Source organism: Iodobacter fluviatilis (genome assembly GCF_004194535.1).
Lineage (GTDB): Bacteria > Pseudomonadota > Gammaproteobacteria > Burkholderiales > Chitinibacteraceae > Iodobacter > Iodobacter fluviatilis_A.
On the sequence record NZ_CP025781.1, the window covers coordinates 3,365,579 to 3,386,205 of the forward strand.

Here is a 20,627-nt window from a genome sequence, read left to right on the forward strand (position 1 = left end):
ATTTCACCAGATTTTTAACCAATAACGCGTTATTGGCGCTGCAAATCCGGCAAAATCTGGTCTAGATCATGCGATTTTTCGCTTCGACCGTCTAAGTCCGACAGGCTACTAGGATAAAGTTAAAACCAAAATAGTTGCCATCGCAGTCGGGATTCCACCCCGTGGCGTTAGTGATACGCAAAGCTGGCCAGCATCGTTGCTGGTTAATTCAAGATCACCATTGTGAGCTAGATTCTTAAATGTAAAAGCGGGTGAAGCACTGAAAAATGCTTCACCCGCTTTATGTCAGCTCAGATAAATTAAGCCAATGGCCTTACTTAGCTTAAAGCTTTATTCACAATCTCAGCCAGATCACTGGACAGCTCGTTTTGCTGGGCAATGCGTTGCAGCTCTGCTTGCATCATTTGCTTGCGTTGCGGCTCCATTTTCTTCCAGCGGTTAAAGCTGGAGGCTAAGCGGGCAGCGACTTGCGGGTTGATTTTGTCGAGTTCAATAATCCGGTCGGCAGCAAAAGCATAGCCATAGCCATCTGCAGCGTGGAAGTGCACTGCATTTTGCAGACAGAAACTCATTACCAGCGAGCGTACTTTATTCGGGTTTTTAATTGAAAACGCCGGATGATCCATCAGTGCTTGTACACGGCTGAGGGCGCCGGGGCGGCGACTAGTAGATTGCAGGGCAAACCACTTATCCATTACCAGCGCGTCGTCGTGCCATTGCACCGCAAAGTCAGCCAGCTGTGCTTCACCACCATCTCGGTTAACCAGTGCTTTGAGCGCGGCTAGGCGATCAGTCATATTGTCGGACAGGCGATATTGCTTGCTGAGCAGCTCGGTGACTAGGGGGTCATCCAGCTCGGCTAGGTAATCTAGACAGATATTTTTCAGGCTGCGTTTACCGGCGTTTTCATACTTGTAAGCACTGCCATCGTTGAGCTTGTTGTAAGTTGCGATCAGCTCTGCACGTAATTCGCGGGCAATTTGCGCTTTAATACTGTGATGCACCAGATGCAGGCGGGCCGGATTGACTTCATCTAGCTGCTCCAGCAGATAGTTTTCGCGTGGCAGCTCCAGCATCAGTGCAATCAGCGAAGGATCAAGCTTTTCACTTAATACTTTACGCAGTGCATTGATAAAGCTTGCTGGGGCTAAAGGCTGCTCTTCGTTGCCGGCGTAAAGCGCCAGCAGCAGGTTTTTAGCGAAGGTATTGGCCGCTTCCCAGCGATTAAAGGCATCGCTGTCGTTAGCCATCAGAAACACCAGCTCTTCATCGGTGTAGGCGTAGCTGATCTTCACAGGCGCAGAGAAATCACGCAGCAAGGAGGGTGTAGGCGCAGCCGTGACATTAATAAAGCTAAAGCTCTGCTCCGCTTGTGTTAGTGCTAAGACGCGGGTTGTGCCTTGTGCAGCGGTTTCGCCTGTGAGTTGCAGCGGCAGATCTTTGCCTTGTTTATCCAGCAGGCCAACCGCCAGTGGAATATGGAAAGGGCGTTTTTCTGCTTGGCCTGGGGTGGCTGGGCAGCTTTGTTTTACATTTAAATTATAAGTTTGCGTGGCTGCATCGTAATGGCTACTGATAGTAAGTATTGGTGTGCCAGCTTGCTTATACCATTCTTCAAATTGTGTGAAATCGACACCATTAGCATCCGCCATCGCTGCGCGGAAATCATCGCAGGTTACGGCTTGGCCATCGTGGCGCTTAAAGTACAAATCCATGCCCTTACGGAAACCTTCGCGGCCAAGTAGGGTGGCATACATGCGGACTACTTCCGAGCCTTTCTCGTAAATGGTCATGGTGTAGAAGTTGTTTATTTCTGAGTAAGCTTCAGGGCGAACTGAGTGCGCCTGCGGGCCTGCATCTTCGGCAAACTGCATCTCGCGCAGTACTTTAACATTATTAATACGCTCAACCGAGCGGCTGCCGATATCGCTAGAGAATTCTTGATCGCGATAAACCGTTAAGCCTTCTTTTAAACTGAGCTGGAACCAATCACGGCAGGTCACACGGTTACCCGTCCAATTATGGAAGTACTCGTGCGCAACCACGGCATCAATGCCGTCAAAATCAACGTCTGTAGCGGTTTCTGGTTTGGCCAACACGTACTTAGTGTTGAAAATATTCAAGCCCTTGTTTTCCATTGCACCCATATTAAAGTCGCTGGTGGCCACGATCATATATGTGTCTAGATCGTATTCCAGACCAAAGCGCTCTTCGTCCCAACGCATGGCTTTTTTAATCGCCGCCATGGCGTGATGGCATTTATCTAGATTGCCAGGCTCTACAAAAATTTCTAAAGCCACGCGGCGGCCACTAGGCGTGGTGTGCTGATCGGCCAGCATCACAAATTTACCGGCGACTAGTGCAAATAAATAGGCGGGTTTTTTAAATGGATCAACCCATTTTACCCAATGCCGATTTTTATCTAACTGGCCGCTGTCTACGCGATTACCATTAGATAGCATAATCGGGTAGCGAGTCTTATCCGCAATAATGGTAGTGGTAAATTTAGCCATTACATCAGGGCGATCTAAATAATAAGTAATCTTACGGAAACCTTCCGCCTCGCATTGGCTTACAAAATTGCCACTGGATACATACAAGCCATTGAGGCTGGTATTACTCAGCGGATTAATAATGGTGACGATTTCTAAAATAGCCTCGTCTGGCATGGCGGCAATCACAAGGCCAGTGGGTGATACGCTATAGGCATCGGCTTTGAGTAGTGCACCGTCTAGCTTGATTGATTCAAGCAATAGCTCTTCACCGAATAGAGACAGGGGCAGGCCAGCCGCCGCTTCGGGGTTACGCTTGAGTACCAATCTAGATTGAACCCGTGTTTGGCTTTCTTCAAGCTCAAAAGTGAGATCTACGCGGTCGATTAAAAAGGCCGGAGCGGTGTAGTCGAGGCGATTAATTTGCGTGCTTTGGAGTGTCATGCTGAGGATTCAAAGTTCGGTTGAAATGCGAGGATACCCCTCGTGCAAGAGCCGTGTAAATAAATCACGATGAGCAAGGCAAGGTAGGCAGAAAATTATCCGCAGCTTAGGGCCTTCAAGTTAGGGTTTATGCTGCTAAATAGCTTGTTTATTAAGCTTTAATTAGTGAGGGGGTGGAAGGTTAATCTCGCAAAATTTACCGCGTAGCGTTTGTTGCATTTGCGTATAGCCATTGCACTATGGGAGTGTCAGATTAAAAGAAGCAAGGCCGTGCTTTATATACACATTGTGGCCTAACCTTATTCATAAATAGTCATTTAGTTTACAAAGTGCCGCTGGTATAGTCGGAACAATAAATTGACTTCCTCGTCAGGCTGAGCAAGTACAGGGGTAGAAATCTCTGCAGGTGGTGAGATTATCTGCCCTTTTTGTTGCCTGTTTATTGGCAGCGACGGATAGCACTATCCCTTTTTCTGGATGATTCAGATGTATATTTACGACGACTACGATCAACGCATCGTAGACCAGCGTGTGGTTCAGTACCGTGATCAAACTCGTCGCTACTTAGCGGGAGAATTGAGTGAGGAAGAATTCCGCCCGCTGCGTCTGCAAAATGGCCTGTATATCCAACGCCATGCCCCTATGCTACGTGTGGCGATTCCCTACGGGCATCTCACGAGCACCCAATTGCGCAAGCTGGCAGAAATTGCACGTAAATACGATAAAGATTACGCACACTTTACTACTCGCCAAAATTTGCAATACAACTGGCCTAAATTAGAAGATATCCCCGATATTTTGGCTGAATTGGCAACGGTGCAAATGCACGCCATTCAAACCTCGGGCAACTGTATTCGTAATACCACCACCGATCAGTTTGCCGGTGTTGCGCATGATGAGCTGCTCGACCCGCGCCCGTGGTGCGAAATTATTCGCCAATGGTCTACTTTCCATCCTGAATTCGCGCATTTGCCACGCAAATTTAAAATTGCCGTTAACGGCGCTGTGGAAGATCGCGCTGCGATTTGGGTGCACGATATTGGCCTGAATGTGGTGCAAAATGCCGCAGGCGAATTAGGCTTTAAAGTGATTGTGGGTGGTGGCCTAGGCAGAACGCCAATTATTGGTAGTGTGATTTGTGAGTTTCTACCCTGTATTCATTTGTTGACTTATTTAGAGGCGGTATTGCGTGTTTATAACCGCTATGGCCGCCGCGATAATAAATATAAGGCGCGGATTAAGATTTTAGTAAAGGCACTTACGCCTGAAGTATTTGCTAGCAAAGTAGCCACAGAATGGGCGTTTTTAAAAAATGGCCCACAAACGTTAACCACCGCCGAAATGACACGGATGCAGGGCTTTTTTACCACGCCTGATTACGATTCTTTTGTGGGTGACGATCTCGACTTTATTCAGCAGCAATTAGATAACAAAGCCTTTAGCCGTTGGGTAGAGCGTAATGTGTTTAAGCATAAGCAAGCGGGTTATGCTGCTGTTACTTTAAGTCTTAAAAAGCATGGTGTAGCCCCTGGGGATGCATCGAGTGAGCAATTGGCTGCTGTCGCCGATTTAGCCGATCGCTATGCTTTGGGTGAATTGCGCGTTTCTCACGAGCAAAATTTAATTTTATCGGATGTCAAACAATCTGATTTATTTGCACTATGGGAAAAAGCTAAGGAAATTGGTTTTGCCACACCCAATATCGGCTTGATGACGGATGTGATTTGCTGCCCAGGCGGTGATTTTTGCTCTTTAGCCAATGCTAAATCTATCCCGATTGCAATTGCCATTCAAGAGCGCTTTGATAATCTTGATTACCTCTATGATTTAGGTGAGATTGATTTAAATATGTCCGGCTGTATGAATGCTTGCGGTCATCATCATATTGGCAATATCGGTATTTTAGGTGTCGATAAAAATGGTTCAGAGTGGTATCAGGTTTCTTTAGGCGGGCGGCAAGGTAATGGCGCTACTTTAGCTAAAGTGGTGGGGCCTTCTTTTGCTCAAGAGCAAATGCCTGACGTGATTGAAAAAATCATGAATGTATTTGTAGAAAACCGCTTGGGTGAAGAGCGCTTTATTGATGTGTTTGATCGCATTGGTATGTTGCCCTTTAAAACTCGTGTTTATGCGAAGGAGGCTGCATAATGGCGCGTATCATTAAAGACCACGCTATTATTGATTGTGAAGCAGAACTCCTTAGAAATGCAGAGGATGGAAGCTTTACGGTATTACCCAGTAGTGGCTTAATTATTGTTCCTTTGGCTCAGTATTTTGCGCAAAAAATAGAGTTGCAATCGCGTGGCGATTTTGGTGTTTGGTTTGCTCCAGATGATGAGCCAGAAAGCTTAGGTGGCGAAGCCAATAGCCTAACGCTTATTGCGGTTGAATTCCCAGTATTTACGGATGGCCGTGGTTTTTCTATTGGCCGTTTATTGCGTGAGCGTTATGGCTTTACTGGTGAATTACGTGCTTTTGGTGATGTATTTAAAGACACAATCGTTTATTTAAAGCGCTGTGGATTTAACGCTTTTGTTGTAAATAGCGATAAAAATATTGAAGACGCTTTATTAGGCTTAGATGCCTTAGCTGAGTCTTATCAAACGGGTACGGATCAGCCTGTGCCTTTATTTAGACGCCGTAATTAAGCGGCTTACTTATAAATCCCCGCCACAAGGTGGGGATTTCTGCATTAAGGGGAACTACTTTTTATTTGCCAAGTCTTATTCTTTATTAAGTCAATTTCTGCGTGCAGATAGGTTTGGAGATCTGATGATGAGTGCATTGCCCCCGATTACCGTGTCTACTTTAGATTGCGATCGTCTTTATGCTTTGTTGGATAAATTACCAGCGGATGCTTTTCCTGATGCAGCGGCATTAGAGGCTGAATTAGGTCGCGCCACCGTGCTTGAGCAAGCTGATATGCCCGCAGATGTGGTAACAATGCATTCTACGACGCGCTTTTTAATGACCCCGAGTAATAAAGAGTTTGAGCTGACTTTATGTTTCCCGCACGAAATTGATGGCACAACGGGCAAGGTTTCCGTTACTGCGCCAGTAGGTAGCGCCCTCTTGGGTTTATCGGTAGGGCAAAGCATTGATTGGCCTGCGCCAGGCGGCCATGAGGTTAAAGTAAAGATACTAAGTGTTAGTCGATAGGTGAGGGCAAGAAAAACACCGGCATAGTTGATATGGGCGGTGTTTTTTATTTAAATTAAATCAACCTAATTCATTTGCCCAACTCATTGCGGCTAGCAGCGCTTCAAAATCACAGGGTGGATTTGAATTACTAATTGGGTCTCTGTCTTCTGCGAGTAGTACTTGGCTAAGAAGCAATCCTAGTGCATTTTTTTCTCCCAGAAGTGCATCTTTTACATTGTCGGCTAAATTTAGCGGCTCTAATAATTCTTGTAGTGGCGCACTAAAAAACACATCAATTAAAGAAAACATCCCCACCATAAATGCTTGATCAGCCAAGCTTTGGTCGTGTGGGCTTTGTTTTAAAGATAATAACTCCATAAATTTGCCACGAATGGCTGCTGTTTGCACCAGTGGATTACTACGTATGGATTTGCCTGATTGTTGTACATAGGCTAATAAATGAATCCAGCGCCCCATTTGCCTACGCCCTAATACGGTGATGGCGGCAGCAATGCTATCTATTTTTTTGGGGGAGTTAGATCCTACTGAATTAACCAGCTTTAGTAAATTAATGGTTAAGTCGGGAGAGTGCTTAAAAGCCATCTCAATATCACTATTGTCAGCATTACTATTTATTAGCCCTAATAAATGCAATAAGGCCAGTTGCGAAGGTTGTGGTTTGCTGCCAGATAAAATGGTGGGCTTAGCAAAGTAATAGCCTTGAAAGAGATCAAAGCCTAATTTCATGCATAAAAGATGTTGAGCTGGATTATCAACTTTTTCTGCCAAAATTTGTAATGGGTAGGCGCGCAACTCTCTAATTAGCGCGTTCATTTGGCTCTTGTTCATGCCTAATACTTCCAGCTTTACAAAGCTGATATGGGGCAATAGAGAGCGTTGAGTGTCATCTAATTGAATAACATCATCAAGTGCGAGTTTAAAGCCCTTTTTTTTAAGGGCAAGGCAGCGATCAACAATTAAGGGGGTAATTTCAACCGTTTCTAGTATTTCTAATACGACTTGCTGGGGCGGGAGTAATTCTAAGACATCTGATAGCAATAAATCAGCATTAACATTAATAAACCCGAGTTTATCCCCTAGTACACTGCTAGCACCTAAGGTGCTAAAGGCATGTTGAATCACATCAAGGGTGGCTAAAAAATCGTCAGAAACAATGGCTTCATTGCGTTGACTGCTGTTTCTAAATAGCAGTTCGTAAGCAACTAATTCTTGCTGGCGGTTTAAAATGGGTTGTCGCCCCAAATGATATGAATTTTGCATGGCGGTCTAAATAGTGAAGATTGATTCAGTCTAGACCTTAATTTTTAAGACTGGCGAATTCCCTTTTATTTTATTGTAGTGTGACAAGACAATCGGTTTATTGCGTGCGGCTTTTAAGTGCGGCCTTTACTCGAAGTAGGTCATGCCATGCACGCGATTTGTCGGGTAAGTTGCGCAGCAGGTAGCTTGGGTTGTAGCTGACAACCAGCGGAATCTGCTTGTATTCTTGCAGCGCTTCGCGCAGCACGCTAACTGGCTCGTCGGATTCGAGTAGTGTTTTCATGGCAAAGCGCCCAAGCAGCAGCAGGGTTTGGGGTTGAATAAGCTCGATCTGGCGCTTTAAAAAGGGCGCGCATTGCAATGTTTCGGCAGCTTGTGGGTTGCGCTTATTGGGTGTGCGGCATTTTAAAAGATTGGCCTTATATACCTGCTCATCTTCACCAATCGCGGCTAGCATATTACTGAGCAACTTCCCTGCATCACCCAAAAATGGCGTTTGCTGGGTTTCTTCATCTGCATCAGGTGCTTCACCAATTACCATAATATTGGCTTGCATCGGGCCAGTACCAAACACCGTTTGCCCTCCGGTTTTTTGCCTTGCTTCGCAAAGCGGGCAGGCGGTACACGTGCTAACGGCATCATTGAGCTCTTCCCAATTCATGCGTGCAATGCGTTGTGAGCGCTCGTCCTCAATGGGATCATTGGCAGGAATGGTTTGGGGCGGGGGCGGGGTGAATTTAGCTTGGTTAACCAGTGGGGCGAGAGCTTGATGAGCCGCTACCGCTACGGGTGAAAAGCCTTGCGGGCGAGGTGCCGGTGAATGAGACTCAACGCTAGCCAGCATAGGCTCAGTGGGATTGGCTTGTAGTCCAGCCAAGATGTCCTTACGTACCCAGACAGGGCTTAAGCCCAATTCATCCAGTATCAGCGCCCGGCGATTCATTAGTGTGTACCCATCATCATGGCAAAAATTAAAGCATCTTCACGGCCAGAGCCGCTGGCTGCGGGGTAGTAAGCGGGGCGAATACCGGTTTCTGCAAAACCGGCCTTCTCGTAGAAATCCCGTGCGCGGCGGTTGGATTGCCGTACTTCTAAAAATAAGCTTTGCGCACCCACGGCATATAGTTGTTTGACAAGGGAGTTAAAGATATTTTGTCCCAGCCCTTGGCCTTGTAAGGCTGGCCTGACGGCAATCAATAGTAGCTCGGCTTCATCGGCCATTCTCATGGCAATGGCAAAGGCGGCAAGCCCTTTATCGTCATCAATGCCAAGGCAAACATCGGCTTTTAGCGAGTGTTGCCAATGGCTATCTGCCCAAGGGTGCGAATTGGTGGCGGCATCTAGCTGCATCAGCGCTTGGATATCACGCTCATCTAATTGGCGTACTTGTTTCATTTACTCATCCGCTCGTGGGTTTTGAGCGCGACTTTATTGCGTAAATATACGAGCTCCGCCTCATGCGCGGCAAGGCCTTTGCCCGCTACAAAATCAGGTAGGGCTAAGGCGAGAATATCTTTGGCAAGCGGCAAACGTGTGGCATCAATGCCACTGATCTGCTCACCTAGGCGGCATTTAAGTGCGTCGCTATACATTGCAAAGCCGCTTCCCGCTGCCATCCAGTTATCTCCATTAGGAAGAGGAATATGATCTGGATCGCATAAGCAGGGGGCGATTTCCTCTAGCCATGTGCCATGTTCTTTGCGATAGGCTGCGCAGTAAACTTGATTCATTCGCGCATCAAGGCAGGCATAGACCTGATCTGCATCGCAGCCCGCAGCAAGGGCTGCTAGGGTCGAAACGCCTAGCACCGGAATGCCTCGTGCAAAGGCCAAGCCTTGGGTGATGCCTGCGGCAATGCGTAAGCCAGTGAAGGAGCCAGGGCCATTGCCAAAGGCGATGCCTTGGATATCTTTCATTGTCAGTTGGCATTCTTCCAATAGCGCGGCTAAGCAAGGAAGAATCATCTCGGCATGCTTTTGCTCTGCAGGCCAGTCATGGGCAATGATGCCTTGCTGGCTGCTAATGGCTAGGGAGAGAGATTCGGTAGAGGTGTCAAGCGCTAGATAGGGCATGGGTAGGCAGAAAAACAATTAAGGGGAGATTCTACCATGCGCGTGTGTTAGATTTTGCAGATAAACAAAAGCCCACGCAGTGGTGGGCTTTTTTACGTTAGATCTTGCTATTCAAATGATTAATGAAATTGCACTTGGATCTGTTGTTTGGCTAAAGCTGCGGCGCTAGTTAAAACGCTATGTAGTTTATTGTCGTGAGCTTGTGGGGCAGCTTGCCAGTCTGTAACTGGTTTTTTTTGCTTGCCGTGACAAACGACGATTTGATACCAACCTTCCATACCGGTGTGACGGGTGGACGGACGAGCTTCTACGATAAAATCAAATTGTGCCATGATGGCTCCTAGTAATTGGCCATCCAAGGACGGATGGCGAAGCACCAAAAGAAGAGCACCTGGTTCGGGGAGAACTTGCAGAAAAGCTGAGAAGGCTTGCTGGATAGTACTACTACAAACACATTGCGAATCAAAAATATTCGCTTTACAAGGTTATGCTCAATCAAATTAGTGGATCGATTGTTGCTGTATTTTTTATCTCTGTCAACACTTTGTTTGGTTTTTTGTTAAAAATGTGCAAATTAGTCATTTTTTAGGCTGTTTTGTGCTCTAGTTTGCTGTTTTTAAAGCATTTGTTACATTTTGGTTACTTTTGATTACTCGCTAAAGCGGCCGAATTATCCGCCTTAGCTTGTTTATTTTAGTGTGTGCCCTGTTTTGAAACATTCTTTTTGCTTGCATTTACATGGGGTGATGGGCTGGGCCGTGCCGCGGGCACAATGACGGGGCTGCCATCGCTGGGCGCTTGTAAAATATCTGCGTGTACACCGTAAAGCGTATGCACGAGCTCAGTGCTTACGATCTCACGCGGTGGGCCATTGGCGATGATTTTGCCGTCTTTCATGGCAATTAATACATCTGCGTAGCGGGCTGCGGCAATTAAATCGTGCAGCACCATCACGACGGTTACTCCTGTTTGAGTGAGCGCTTTTACTAGCGATAGCACTTCTACTTGGTGGCCCAAGTCCAGCATGCTAATCGGCTCATCGAGCAGCACCAGCGGTGCTTCTTGCGCCAAAATCATGGCGAGCCAACAGCGCTGACGTTGCCCGCCGGATAAACGTTCTAGGGTGCGCTGGGCTAAATCGTGGGTGTTGGTGCTTAATAGGGCGGCGTTAACCACTTCTTCATCACGGGCGGACCACTGGCGAAATAAGCCTTGGTGAGGATGGCGGCCATAGCGTACTAAATCAGTTACGCTGATGCCCTCAGGAGCAATCGGGCTTTGGGGGAGCAGGGCAATGGCGTGCGCCGCTTTGCGTGGTGATAGCTGCCAAACATTTTGCCCATCCACTAAAATTTGGCCATTTTTTGGTTTTTGTAAGCGGGCAATACTGCGCAATAATGTGGATTTTCCGCAGCCATTGGGGCCAACAATCACTGCAAGCTGGCCTGCTGCCACGCTTAAACTCACGCCATCTACAGCTAAGTGCTGCTCATAGCTCACCTGAATATTTTTAACCATCAGACGCATTGTAAATTCTCTTTTTTTATTGTTTTGACAGCAAAACCCATAGCAAAAATGGCCCGCCCAAGATGCTGGTAATCACCCCTACCGGCACCTCAGCATGGCTGCTGGTGATGCGACCTAGCGTATCGGCGCAGATAATCACGATTGCGCCGATTAGGGCAGATCTAAAAATAGGAACATGGGCGGGATCGGCAAAGCGGCTGGCGATGATGGGCGCGGCAAGGGCGATAAAGCCTATAGGGCCGCCAATGGTGACACCCAGCCCCGCTAGGCCAATGGTGAGTAGCATAATGAAAAATTGTGTTTTGTTTACATTTAGGCCAAGGCTGGCGGCTAAGTCTTCTTCAAAGCGTAAGAGGGCAAGGCGGCGGCTGAGCAAGAGTGCGGCGGGCAAGAGCAGCGTCAGGCCAAAAGCTGCGGGCAGCGATGCGCTATAGCCTCGGCCTACTAAGCTGCCAAGGCTCCATGTATATAGCGTGCTGGCGTGCTGTAAGCTAACGGTAGACATGAGTAGCTCAATCACCGATCGCAGCATAACGGCAATGGCAAGACCAATCACCAATACGCGGTAACCTTGGCGGCCCCATCGACCAGCTAGCGTAAAAATCAGCAGGGCACAGGCGGCCGCTCCGATCAGGGCAAGCCACCAACTGCCTAAGATATTGCCAATAATCAGTCCTAGGATAATCGCCAGCGTTGCACCATTGTTAATGCCTAATAAATCTGGGGACGCTAAGCGATTACGCGCCATGGTTTGGATTAAGCAGCCTGCAGAGCCAAGGGCTGCTCCGGTAATCAAGCCCGCAAAAATACGCGGCAAGCGAATTTCTTGCACCAGTAAGAGCGTGCTATGGCTGCCTTGGCCAAAAATAGCGGGAAGAGCCGCATTTAGTGGAATAAAAGTCGAGCCCAGAGCCAAAGAGGCGATCACGGAGATCAGCAAGATTAGGCTGATTACGATGGTGCTAAAGAGGGCGCTATGCGATAGCAGCAAGGAGAATCCTTGGTAACGCATCACCGTGCTGTCGTGATTGATTGGAGGCGTATTGATCATATTGTGCTGACTTTGCTAGAGCGCACTAGCAAGATTAAAAATGGTGCGCCGATAAAAGCTAAGATCACGCCAACAGGGGAGTCAAAGGGGCGGATCACTAGCCGTGCCAAGATGTCGGCGCTGAGCAAGACTAATGCGCCAATAAGCGCTGCAAGTAAGATTTGGCTAGCAATTCGTGGCCCTACAATGTGGCGTGCCGCGTAGGGGGCAACGATACCCAAAAATACCAGTGGCCCTGCCAAGGCAACGGCTATGCCGCTCATGAGCGTGACTGTAAGGGCAATAATGCTGCGGGTTAAGGTGGGATTGTGGCCTAGCGCACGGGCGCTATCATCGCCAAGTAATAACGCGGATAAGGGCCTTGCCATAATCAATGCCAGCAGTAGCGCAAAGACACTGATTGGCAGTAATTGCAGAGTCATGCTCAGGCTTACGCCAGAGAGCGAGCCTAATACCCAGAAGCGGTACTGATCAAAAGATGAAATATTACTGAGCAATAAATATGAGCTTAAGCCTTGAAAGGTGGCGCTGATGGCCACGCCCGCCAGTACTAGCTTTAGCGCACTGGCTCGGCTGGCCACCAACAGTACTAAGCCATTGCCCAAGAGTGCCCCGCCAAAAGCCCATAGCAAATAGGCGTAGCCGTCTTGCGCATTCGCAAAGCTAATCCCAATGACCACGCCCAATGCCGCTCCAGCATTCACGCCAAGTAAGCCACTTTCTGCAAGTGGATTGCGGGTGGCTGTTTGCAACAGCACCCCTGCACTGCCTAAACAGGCCCCTACTATAATGGCGGCTAAGGTGCGCGGTGCACGCAAGCTTTGAATCACCATACTTAATTGTTCATTGGTACGGGCTTGGGTATCGCCAGCTAAATAAGCCAAGCTATCTTTCATACCTAAATGGCCTGAACCAATCAGGAGAGATAAAAAAGCAAGGCCGAGTAGTAAAGCCGTTAGTAAGAGCATCCAGCGCAATAGCTGCGCAAGAGTGGGGGAAGAAATAAACACAAAAAAACTCCAAACTTAAAACAAGCGGTCTTTAACAAGACCTTTATTACTCAAGGCTGAGACATATTTCAGGGCTTAGCGAACTCTAGCCGCCATTTATGGACTGTGGTGAGGGGGCTCAGGTGACTAAAGCTTGGCAAGAGATGCTTTGGGGCTAAGCAAGAATTTTTCTACGTCGTTCAAAATAGCCAGTGCAGCAAGCGGGCCACCCGCGCTGGTCCATAAGGAGCCATCAATGACCACGACATGGTTTTGTTTAACCGCATTCAGTTGAGCAAACGCAGGGGAGTCTTTAACAGTTTTAAGCATATTAGCGGCTTCGCCTTCAGGAGAAAGCGTGCCCAAAAATAACCAATCGGCATCAATTTGATCCAAGGCCTCAAGGCTTAATGGGTGAGAGTGCGCAACACCTGGTTGCATTTGGCTTTTTGGCCGAGCGAGCTGCAAATCGCGGATCACTAAGCTTGCAAAAGCGTCATTGAACATATAGCCAGGACCTTTAGGGTTCCAGCGCACAATGCTAACCGTTTCATTTTGATGGGCGGCCAGTTTGCCTTGAAGTTGATCCGCGCGGTCTTGGTATTGCTTTAAAAATACCTTGGCCTCAGCATCACGGTTTAAATAGCCTGCAAATTGGCTAAAGGCAGATTTCCATTCGGTGCCATTTTTGATTGAAACCACGGTTGGGGCTATTTTTTGTAGCTGGTTCAGTATTTGCTCATCATTAATGGTGCTGGTGATGATGAGATCGGGCTGGGCCGCAATCACTTTATCCATAGTGGGCTGGGCAAATGCACCGACGCTGGGAACTTTTGCTGCAATGGTTTGCAAATAATTGGGGGCGGTTTGTTGGCCTCGGCCATTGCTGGTGCCAACGGGCTCAATCCCAAGAGCGAGTAGCGCGTCTAAATCAAACTCACCTAAAGCAATAACTCTTTGTGGCTTAAGCGGCAGGGTCACTTTTCGCCCCATTGCATCTGTAATGGTATGCATGGCGACGGGGGCCAAGGCCTGGCTCTCAACCGCTTGTTTTGGGCTAAAGCTGAATGCAGCTAAGATTGCCAGAACGAATACTGTGCCAGCCAAAAGGTATTTTTTATTCATGATGAGGTTATCGCTTGTTAAGAGTGGGCCAAGGCTACGCTTGCAAATGAGATGGTGGCTTAAGCGGGGGTAAGCACTTCATCCATAGTGCGATGGCGCTCCTCGTGATAGGCCTCTTCACTGTGTTGGTTTTTCCAGTAAGGCACGGCATAGCAATGGCTGACGGTTAGTTTTTTTTCTAGGCGCAGATAATTGCGGATCAATACCACGGCCTTTGCTTCACCGGCCACGGTGGCGGAAACAACTTGCTCTGGCCAAGGTAAGTCCAAAACGGCTTGGGGAAGCCGCGAGCTAGGTGTTGGGCTGATTAACCAAGTCAGCTTGATGCCCTCGGGATGTTGCAGTGTTTGCTGGTCTTGCTCGGAGGGGATTTCGATAAAGGCATGGCCAATAGCATTGCTTGGCAGCATTTCTAGTACTGCAGCAATCAAAGGTAGGGCGGATAGATCACCTGCCAGTAAAAAATACTCAGCATCTGGATTAAAGAGTGCAGGCCCGCCTGGGCCGCCAAGGCCTACTTCATCGCCAATCTGTGCGTGTTTGGCCCAAAAAGAAGCGGGGCCATATTCATCATGAATCACAAAATCAACGGTTAGCTCTTTGCGCTCTTCATTAAATTGACGAATGCTATAAGTGCGCACTAAGGGCCTATCTTGCGCCGCTGGCCAGATCAAACCTTTAGGCCCTGCCGTAGGTAGCGTGAGCGCTTGCCCTTGCTGCGGTAACAGCAGCTTGATATGTGCCCCATTACTGCCACTAGGAAAGTGCTCTAATTCTGGGCCGCCCAAGGTGAGGCGTTGCAGATGAGGCGTTAGCTGTACACTTTTTAGGACTTGTAATCGACGTGGTTTTTTTTTAGGCGTGGCTTCTTGGCTCATGAGGGCAAACTTCTTAAGGCATTCACAATACCTCTACCTTATCATGAATGATAATGCTTACCAATTGTATTTGTTTCAAAAAAATCCCTTATTGCCGTAAGTATTACGTTTACGGCAATAAGGGGCTTGGGCTGAATCGCTTATTGTTGGTGGCTAGTTGGTGGCTGGTTAGACTGCCAAGGTGATTGCTGGGCTACTGAGGTGGCGCGCTATATCGTCTTGCGATATTTCACCCTGATAACTGTTTTCGTCGTCCACAATCGGCATCCAAACTAGATTGTGTTCGTATAATTTAGACAGAATGATGCGTAAATTATCGCTGGCTTGTGCTGTTGCTTCAAAAGCATGAACCTTATCTGCACATACTCCTTCTGCATGACGCGCTTCTTTACGTGAGACATAGCCTAATGGCTTGCCAGCTTCGTCCACGATGGTCAGAAAACGCTGATCGTTATCATCCATTAGATTAAATGCTTCTTTTAACGCGGTGCTAGGTTTCGCCGTGATGGTGGTTTGTCCATCACACACTTGGCCAGCGTTAATCAGCAGTAGGCGTTTTAAAGTTCGATCTTGGCCCACAAAGGAGCCCACAAATTCATCCTTAGGGGCGGCCAGCAGCTGATCTGGGCTGGTATGCTGCACAATTTTACCTTGCTTGAAGATGGCGATACTGTCACCTAGCTTGAGGGCTTCGTCGATATCGTGGCTAACCATCAGCACCGTTTTATTGAGTTTACGCTGCATCAGTAGAAATTCGTTTTGGATGGATTCACGGTTAATTGGATCGACCGCGCCAAAAGGCTCGTCCATTAGCAAGACTGGTGCATCGGCGGCTAGTGCACGGATTACCCCAATCCGCTGCTGCTGGCCACCAGACATTTCGCGTGGATAGCGGCTTAAAAAACGTTTAGGATCAAGCGCCACCATATCCATCAGTTCACGTGCACGCTCGCGGCTTTTCTTTTTATCCCAGCCCAAAAGACGCGGCACGATGCAGATGTTTTCTTCAATGGTCATGTTTGGAAACAGACCAATCTGCTGAATCACATAGCCAATTTGGCGGCGCAGCGCTACCACATCTATTTCTTGGGTATCTTGCCCATTAATGAGAATACGTCCAGAAGTGGGCGTAATCAGGCGATTGACCATTTTAAGCGTGGTGGTTTTGCCGCAGCCCGATGGGCCAAGCAGGACGCAGATTTTGCCTTCTTCAACATGCAGGTTCACATTGTTGACAGCCTGCATGCTCTGGCCATTTTTTTGGGTAAAAGTTTTACTGAGATTTTCGAGCGTAATCATGAGCGGATACCTTTAGGAGTGAGGTAGTGCTGGATGCTGCTAAGGATTAGATCCATCACAATGGCGAGCAGGCTGATCATCACTGCGCCAACGATCAATTGGCGGATGTCGCTCTGGCTAATACCATGCAAAATCAGCAGGCCAAGGCCACCTGCGCCGATGGTGCTGGCAATCGCCATCACACCAATATTCATCACCACGGCGGTGCGAATCCCGCAAAAAATCAGTGGTACAGCCAGCGGTAGCTCTACCCAGCACAAGCGCTGGAAAAAACTCATACCTAGGCCTTTGCATGATTCGCGAATACCTGGATCGATCTGCTGAAATGCGGCGTGGGTGTTGCGGATAATCGGCAGGAGTGAGTATAAAAACACCGCCGAAATGGCTGGAACATAGCCAATCCCCTGATTAATCAGCGAGAAAAGCGGAATCATCAGCCCAAATAGCGCAATGGATGGGGTGGTTAAAATCACGGTGGCAAGGCCAAGCACCCAAGGGGCGAGCGCGGGCAGCCGCATAATCAGTACACCAATCGGCACACCCAACAAAATGGCAAGGCCAACGGCAATCGAGACCAGCATCATGTGCTCACGGGTTAATCCCATAATAAAGCTGCTGTTTTCCCAAGCATAGTGAATGATTTCCATCTTATTTTCCTTGCAGTAAGCCTTTGTCTTTTAGAAACTGAGCGGCCACTTCGTCCACACGCAGGTGTTCAATATCTACTTTGGCGTTAAGCGTAGAGATCGTATCGTTGTCGAGTAGCGCAGACAGGGTGTTGAGGGCTTCTTCAAGGCCGGGGTTGGCATCCAGTACGGATTTTTCTACGACGGGTGTTGCCGCGTAGCTGGGGAAAAAGTGTAGATCGTCTTCGAGAATAATAAAATCAAAGCCTTTGACTCGGCCATCTGTGGCATAGACCAAGCCCACGTCAACAAAGCCATCACGAATGGCGTTGTAAACCAGGCCTGAATTCATCTGCTTCATTTGTGGGCGATCCAACGTCAACTGATATTTTTCTTGCATCGGTTTTAAGCCATCAGGCCGGCCTGCAAACTCGATATCCAGCCCTATTTTCCAATTTTTATGCTGGTTGAATTGTTTGACCATACCGCTCATGGTGCTGATGCCTAGCGCCTCGGCCCGTTTGCGTTGCATGGCAAAGGCGTAGGTATTGTTCATGGCGGCGGGCTTAAGCCAGACCAAGCCATTGGGAATATCCAGCTCCTTCACTCTTTCATAGCTCTGCTCGGGGTTTACTTCGGTGAGCTTGTGATAAACGATTAGCGCCGTGCCGGTGTAATCCCAAACCAGATCCAGCTGATTGTTGATCAGTGCGCCGCGTAGGATGACGCTGGGTAGGTCGGTGGTCGCGGTGACTTCAAAGCCTTTTTCTTCAAGGTAGAGGCGAGTCATCGCAGAGAGTAAATGCTGCTCGGTAAAGTCTTTACTACCTAAGCGAATCTGCGCTGCGCTGGCAAAACTAGCCGCCAGAATAAGGCTGATGTTGATGATAAGTCGTTTCATGGCCGTTTCCTTTTAGTGTGCAGCATGTCCGGCAAAGACACGTCCAAGGCCAGCAACGGCTTGATCAAGTGCTAAGGCGACAATGGCGGTCGCCCCTGCGCCAACCAGTAGCTGGGCATGATTATTTAAAAAGATGCCGGGGAAAATTAGCTCGCCATAACTACTGGCTCCAATGAGGAAGGTCAGTGGCACGGTGCCCACATTAATCACCAGTGCTAGCCGCACCCCCACCAAAATAACGGGAGCAGCATTGGGTAGCTCAACAAAGTAAAGGCTTTGCCTTGGGGTCATGCCAAGGCCGCGTGCGGCTTCAAGCAAGGCGGGCGATACACCGCAAAGGCCGGTGTAAGTGTTACGAACAATGGGGAGTAGTGAAGCTAAAAAGAGGGCGATGATGGCGGGTTGATCGCCAATGCCAACCAGCACCATGGCCAGCGCGAGTACGGCAAGCGGGGGCAGAGTATTGCCGATGTTAAAGATTTGCAGAATCGGTTCGGCAAAGCGTTTGGCCCAGCTGCGGCTGAGTATGACCCCAGCGGGTAGCCCAATAATCAGCGCTAGAAACATCGAATAGGCAACCAAGCGCAGATGCTGCTGCCCTAGGTAAATTAGATCGCTCTGGTAAGTTTTTAGCCAAGCCGGATGCGACTGAATAATGGCGAAGATGGCCGCCAAAAAGACGACGAACCCACCACGTTTTAGATATACAGACATGTGCATACTCCTTATTGTAGAGCGGCCAAAACCGCTCACAATGGTGAGAGTGACAACTTAGGAATTGAGGGTTGCCTTACTTTGGGCTGGTTTTGCTGCGTGAGCGCAGAAAAACTCAACAGACCCTAGCGATTTAAAAATCGCAGATGGGGTGCACTGGCTGAGGCCGTAATGATGTTTTACGGCCCATTTCGATGAAAATCAGTGGCTAAGCGCCGCGATATCGTCAGTGCAAATAGAAAGGCTTTAGGCCTTGATCACTGCTGTATGCAGAGTGATTTTTTAGAAGAGGACAGTTTTTAACACGTGCTTACGCTGGACTACAATGTAAATGAAGCAACTTGTAACTATTGGTGAAACTGTTTGTATGGCGTTTTTGGCATAGCAAATCAACCAAGTTGATGACGTTTTTGCTCTATAGATCGTCTTTATGGCGACGTCCACGAATAGCAAGCAGCGCACCTACTTCATGTGCGGCTTTGCTACGACGCATGGGCAGACATTCACTGCGTTATGCTCCTCGACAATAACCCGTTATTGTCTTCGTCACATGCCTTGTGCCTGGCCGTTTTCCGGCTCAGCGCAATGGCGAATGGAACGTCAACAGACCCTAGCATCCCTTATTAAAAATGACGCTTAGGAAAATGCTCTTATAAGGGCTTGGTATTCGGCATATTTACCAATAGGTGAAGGCCGCAAATAGCATGGAATAGCAAAAGCAGTAAGAATGATGAAAGTGAGGCTGGGGGGGGCTTTGGCATGTGTAATGCATTGTGACAGTATGGGTTATTCAATATTTTTTCACATTCTTTAGGTGGCGATCGATGCGTGCAGTTATTCAGACCAAGCCATTACTTTCTTTAGGCCACGCAGAGCTGCCCCACGTGCAGGCTGGGCAGTTATTGATACAAGTTTATGTCGCCGGGATTAATCGGGCAGATTTAGCCCAAGCTGCAGGGCGCTACCCAGCTCCTGCGGGGGATTCGCCCATCTTGGGTTTAGAAGTAGCAGGTGTGATCACTGCGGTGGGTGAGGGCGTGAGTCGTTTTGCTCTGGGAGACGAGGTATTCGGCCTTGTGGGGGGCGGCGCTTATGCAGAATATTGCATAATAGAATCTAGTCTTGCCATGAAAATACCCGCTGGGCTCTCGTTTACCGATGCAGCCAGCCTACCTGAAGCGTGGATGACTGCGTGGTTTAATTTGGTGCAAATTGGAGGTCTAAAAGCAGGCCAGCGGGTGCTGATTCATGCGGGGGCCAGTGGCGTAGGGGCTGCAGGTATTCAGCTTGCTAAGCATTTAGGTGCTTGGGTTGCCACCACGGCAGGCGGCACTTTGAAAGGTGAGTTTTGCCGCCAGCTTGGGGCTGATCTAGTGGTGGATTACCAGCAAGATGATTTTGCCGCCATCGTCAAAGAAGCCGGTGGAGTGGATTTGATTTTGGATGGGGTAGGCGGTGATTATCTCGCTAAAAACCAAGCGTGCTTGAATATGGATGGGCAGATTGTGTTGATAGGCTTATTACGTGGCATAAGTGCCGAGGCTCATCTTGGTTTACTGCTGATGAAACGCCAGCGCATTACCGGCTCCACCCTTAGGGCTCAACCTTTGGGCGTGAAAGTTGAATTAGCTACCGCACTGCGCGAAAAAATACTGCCTTTAATCGCTATTGGTGATTTAAAAATAACCATTGATTGCGTTTTTGATTGGGGAAAAGTAGCCGAGGCCCATCAATATATTGCAGAGAATCGTAATCTAGGTAAAGTATTGTTAAGTATGATTGATTTTTAATTTTTTTTAAATTTATATAAAAATTATGTGCTTTAAATGATGATTGTTTGATTACATACTAATGTAATAAACGTATTTTTGGTGTTTTAATGAAATACTCGATAAATTAGAAATACCTATTTGTTTTTTAGGGTTTGATTAATTAATATAATGAATGTTCGCTTGTGCTTTGTTTTAAATTTATGTAAGCAGAGGTGAGGTTTATTTATCACTTTATAATCAACTTTTAAGGTGAGAATAGATGAATATCTTTAAATCACTGATTGCAGGTGTCATGTTTGCAGCAAGTACGGCGGT

19 protein-coding genes are annotated in these 20,627 nt (G+C 48.0%); 4 read left to right on the top strand and 15 right to left on the bottom strand.

Annotated elements, in window-relative coordinates; all coding sequences use genetic code 11:
- Window positions 1–317 precede the first annotated feature (317 nt).
- Window positions 318–2,936, bottom strand: a complete 2,619-nt coding sequence (gene pepN / locus C1H71_RS14935; RefSeq protein WP_130107260.1) for an aminopeptidase N — start codon at window positions 2,934–2,936, stop codon at window positions 318–320.
- 486 nt (window positions 2,937–3,422) lie between these two features.
- Here pepN and C1H71_RS14940 point away from each other — a divergent pair, with 486 nt between their 5' ends.
- The 3 genes from C1H71_RS14940 (at window position 3,423) to rnk (ending at window position 6,095) form a co-directional block, all read left to right on the top strand.
- Window positions 3,423–5,084: a nitrite/sulfite reductase gene (locus C1H71_RS14940; protein ID WP_130107261.1), complete on the top strand. Its 1,662-nt coding sequence runs from the start codon at window positions 3,423–3,425 to the stop codon at window positions 5,082–5,084.
- Window positions 5,084–5,584, top strand: a complete 501-nt coding sequence (locus C1H71_RS14945) for a DUF934 domain-containing protein (protein WP_130107262.1) — start codon at window positions 5,084–5,086, stop codon at window positions 5,582–5,584. Before C1H71_RS14940 ends, C1H71_RS14945 begins: the two co-directional genes overlap by 1 nt.
- A 124-nt stretch (window positions 5,585–5,708) precedes the next feature.
- Window positions 5,709–6,095, top strand: a complete 387-nt coding sequence (gene rnk / locus C1H71_RS14950) for a nucleoside diphosphate kinase regulator (protein ID WP_262488305.1) — start codon at window positions 5,709–5,711, stop codon at window positions 6,093–6,095.
- Between the two features lie 60 nt (window positions 6,096–6,155).
- Here rnk and C1H71_RS14955 read toward each other — a convergent pair whose 3' ends face one another.
- The 14 genes from C1H71_RS14955 to C1H71_RS15020 all read right to left on the bottom strand — a co-directional run bounded on the left by C1H71_RS14955 (window position 6,156) and on the right by C1H71_RS15020 (window position 18,540).
- Window positions 6,156–7,358 carry an EAL and HDOD domain-containing protein gene (locus tag C1H71_RS14955; RefSeq protein ID WP_130107263.1) on the bottom strand — a complete coding sequence of 401 codons (1,203 nt, stop codon included), beginning with the start codon at window positions 7,356–7,358 and terminating at the stop codon, window positions 6,156–6,158.
- 97 nt (window positions 7,359–7,455) lie between these two features.
- Window positions 7,456–8,301: a uracil-DNA glycosylase gene (locus C1H71_RS14960; protein ID WP_130107264.1), complete on the bottom strand. Its 846-nt coding sequence runs from the start codon at window positions 8,299–8,301 to the stop codon at window positions 7,456–7,458.
- Complete coding sequence (gene rimI, locus C1H71_RS14965) at window positions 8,301–8,753, bottom strand: ribosomal protein S18-alanine N-acetyltransferase (RefSeq protein WP_130107265.1); 453 nt, start codon at window positions 8,751–8,753, stop codon at window positions 8,301–8,303. The genes C1H71_RS14960 and rimI overlap by 1 nt, the downstream gene beginning before the upstream one ends.
- Window positions 8,750–9,430 (bottom strand): tRNA (adenosine(37)-N6)-threonylcarbamoyltransferase complex dimerization subunit type 1 TsaB, encoded by a 681-nt coding sequence (gene tsaB, locus C1H71_RS14970; RefSeq protein ID WP_130107266.1) that lies wholly within the window; start codon window positions 9,428–9,430, stop codon window positions 8,750–8,752. Before tsaB ends, rimI begins: the two co-directional genes overlap by 4 nt.
- A gap of 119 nt (window positions 9,431–9,549) precedes the next feature.
- Window positions 9,550–9,762, bottom strand: coding sequence for a hypothetical protein (locus C1H71_RS14975; RefSeq protein WP_130107267.1), 213 nt, complete (start codon window positions 9,760–9,762; stop codon window positions 9,550–9,552).
- Between the two features lie 361 nt (window positions 9,763–10,123).
- Window positions 10,124–10,957 (bottom strand): ABC transporter ATP-binding protein, encoded by an 834-nt coding sequence (locus C1H71_RS14980; protein WP_130107268.1) that lies wholly within the window; start codon window positions 10,955–10,957, stop codon window positions 10,124–10,126.
- Window positions 10,958–10,973: 16 nt separating this feature from the next.
- The gene (locus C1H71_RS14985) at window positions 10,974–12,008 is read right to left on the bottom strand and encodes a FecCD family ABC transporter permease (RefSeq protein WP_130107269.1); all 1,035 of its coding nucleotides are present in this window, start codon (window positions 12,006–12,008) and stop codon (window positions 10,974–10,976) included.
- Window positions 12,005–13,018, bottom strand: coding sequence for a FecCD family ABC transporter permease (locus C1H71_RS14990; RefSeq protein WP_223145884.1), 1,014 nt, complete (start codon window positions 13,016–13,018; stop codon window positions 12,005–12,007). The genes C1H71_RS14985 and C1H71_RS14990 overlap by 4 nt, the downstream gene beginning before the upstream one ends.
- Before the next feature lie 126 nt (window positions 13,019–13,144).
- Complete coding sequence (locus C1H71_RS14995) at window positions 13,145–14,122, bottom strand: ABC transporter substrate-binding protein (RefSeq protein ID WP_130107270.1); 978 nt, start codon at window positions 14,120–14,122, stop codon at window positions 13,145–13,147.
- 59 nt (window positions 14,123–14,181) lie between these two features.
- Complete coding sequence (locus tag C1H71_RS15000) at window positions 14,182–15,000, bottom strand: siderophore-interacting protein (RefSeq protein ID WP_130107271.1); 819 nt, start codon at window positions 14,998–15,000, stop codon at window positions 14,182–14,184.
- 168 nt (window positions 15,001–15,168) lie between these two features.
- Window positions 15,169–16,299, bottom strand: coding sequence for an ABC transporter ATP-binding protein (locus tag C1H71_RS15005; protein ID WP_130107272.1), 1,131 nt, complete (start codon window positions 16,297–16,299; stop codon window positions 15,169–15,171).
- Window positions 16,296–16,946 carry an ABC transporter permease gene (locus tag C1H71_RS15010; RefSeq protein ID WP_130107273.1) on the bottom strand — a complete coding sequence of 217 codons (651 nt, stop codon included), beginning with the start codon at window positions 16,944–16,946 and terminating at the stop codon, window positions 16,296–16,298. The genes C1H71_RS15005 and C1H71_RS15010 overlap by 4 nt, the downstream gene beginning before the upstream one ends.
- A gap of 1 nt (window position 16,947) precedes the next feature.
- The gene (locus tag C1H71_RS15015) at window positions 16,948–17,826 is read right to left on the bottom strand and encodes a glycine betaine ABC transporter substrate-binding protein (protein WP_130107274.1); all 879 of its coding nucleotides are present in this window, start codon (window positions 17,824–17,826) and stop codon (window positions 16,948–16,950) included.
- Window positions 17,827–17,838: 12 nt separating this feature from the next.
- On the bottom strand, window positions 17,839–18,540 hold the full coding sequence (locus C1H71_RS15020; RefSeq protein ID WP_308418286.1) for an ABC transporter permease: 702 nt from the start codon (window positions 18,538–18,540) through the stop codon (window positions 17,839–17,841).
- 824 nt (window positions 18,541–19,364) lie between these two features.
- On the opposite strand from C1H71_RS15020, the gene C1H71_RS15025 reads away from it, so the two are divergent.
- Window positions 19,365–20,330: an NAD(P)H-quinone oxidoreductase gene (locus C1H71_RS15025; RefSeq protein WP_130107276.1), complete on the top strand. Its 966-nt coding sequence runs from the start codon at window positions 19,365–19,367 to the stop codon at window positions 20,328–20,330.
- The last annotated feature ends 297 nt before the right edge of the window (window positions 20,331–20,627 follow it).

Excerpts from the sequence above, each read along its gene's own strand:
- C1H71_RS15010 (WP_130107273.1), bottom strand. The coding sequence starts at position 16,946 with ATGGAAATCATTCACTATGCTTGGGAAAACAGCAGCTTTATTATGGGA.
- C1H71_RS15000 (WP_130107271.1), bottom strand. The coding sequence starts at position 15,000 with ATGAGCCAAGAAGCCACGCCTAAAAAAAAACCACGTCGATTACAAGTC.
- C1H71_RS14980 (WP_130107268.1), bottom strand. The coding sequence starts at position 10,957 with ATGCGTCTGATGGTTAAAAATATTCAGGTGAGCTATGAGCAGCACTTA.
- tsaB (WP_130107266.1), bottom strand. The coding sequence starts at position 9,430 with ATGCCCTATCTAGCGCTTGACACCTCTACCGAATCTCTCTCCCTAGCC.
- C1H71_RS14975 (WP_130107267.1), bottom strand. The coding sequence starts at position 9,762 with ATGGCACAATTTGATTTTATCGTAGAAGCTCGTCCGTCCACCCGTCAC.
- C1H71_RS14955 (WP_130107263.1), bottom strand. The coding sequence starts at position 7,358 with ATGCAAAATTCATATCATTTGGGGCGACAACCCATTTTAAACCGCCAG.
- C1H71_RS15005 (WP_130107272.1), bottom strand. The coding sequence starts at position 16,299 with ATGATTACGCTCGAAAATCTCAGTAAAACTTTTACCCAAAAAAATGGC.
- C1H71_RS14945 (WP_130107262.1), top strand. The coding sequence starts at position 5,084 with ATGGCGCGTATCATTAAAGACCACGCTATTATTGATTGTGAAGCAGAA.
- C1H71_RS14995 (WP_130107270.1), bottom strand. The coding sequence starts at position 14,122 with ATGAATAAAAAATACCTTTTGGCTGGCACAGTATTCGTTCTGGCAATC.
- C1H71_RS15015 (WP_130107274.1), bottom strand. The coding sequence starts at position 17,826 with ATGAAACGACTTATCATCAACATCAGCCTTATTCTGGCGGCTAGTTTT.
- C1H71_RS15020 (WP_308418286.1), bottom strand. The coding sequence starts at position 18,540 with ATGTCTGTATATCTAAAACGTGGTGGGTTCGTCGTCTTTTTGGCGGCC.
- pepN (WP_130107260.1), bottom strand. The coding sequence starts at position 2,936 with ATGACACTCCAAAGCACGCAAATTAATCGCCTCGACTACACCGCTCCG.
- C1H71_RS14960 (WP_130107264.1), bottom strand. The coding sequence starts at position 8,301 with ATGAATCGCCGGGCGCTGATACTGGATGAATTGGGCTTAAGCCCTGTC.
- rimI (WP_130107265.1), bottom strand. The coding sequence starts at position 8,753 with ATGAAACAAGTACGCCAATTAGATGAGCGTGATATCCAAGCGCTGATG.
- C1H71_RS14940 (WP_130107261.1), top strand. The coding sequence starts at position 3,423 with ATGTATATTTACGACGACTACGATCAACGCATCGTAGACCAGCGTGTG.
- C1H71_RS14985 (WP_130107269.1), bottom strand. The coding sequence starts at position 12,008 with ATGATCAATACGCCTCCAATCAATCACGACAGCACGGTGATGCGTTAC.
- C1H71_RS15025 (WP_130107276.1), top strand. The coding sequence starts at position 19,365 with ATGCGTGCAGTTATTCAGACCAAGCCATTACTTTCTTTAGGCCACGCA.
- rnk (WP_262488305.1), top strand. The coding sequence starts at position 5,709 with ATGATGAGTGCATTGCCCCCGATTACCGTGTCTACTTTAGATTGCGAT.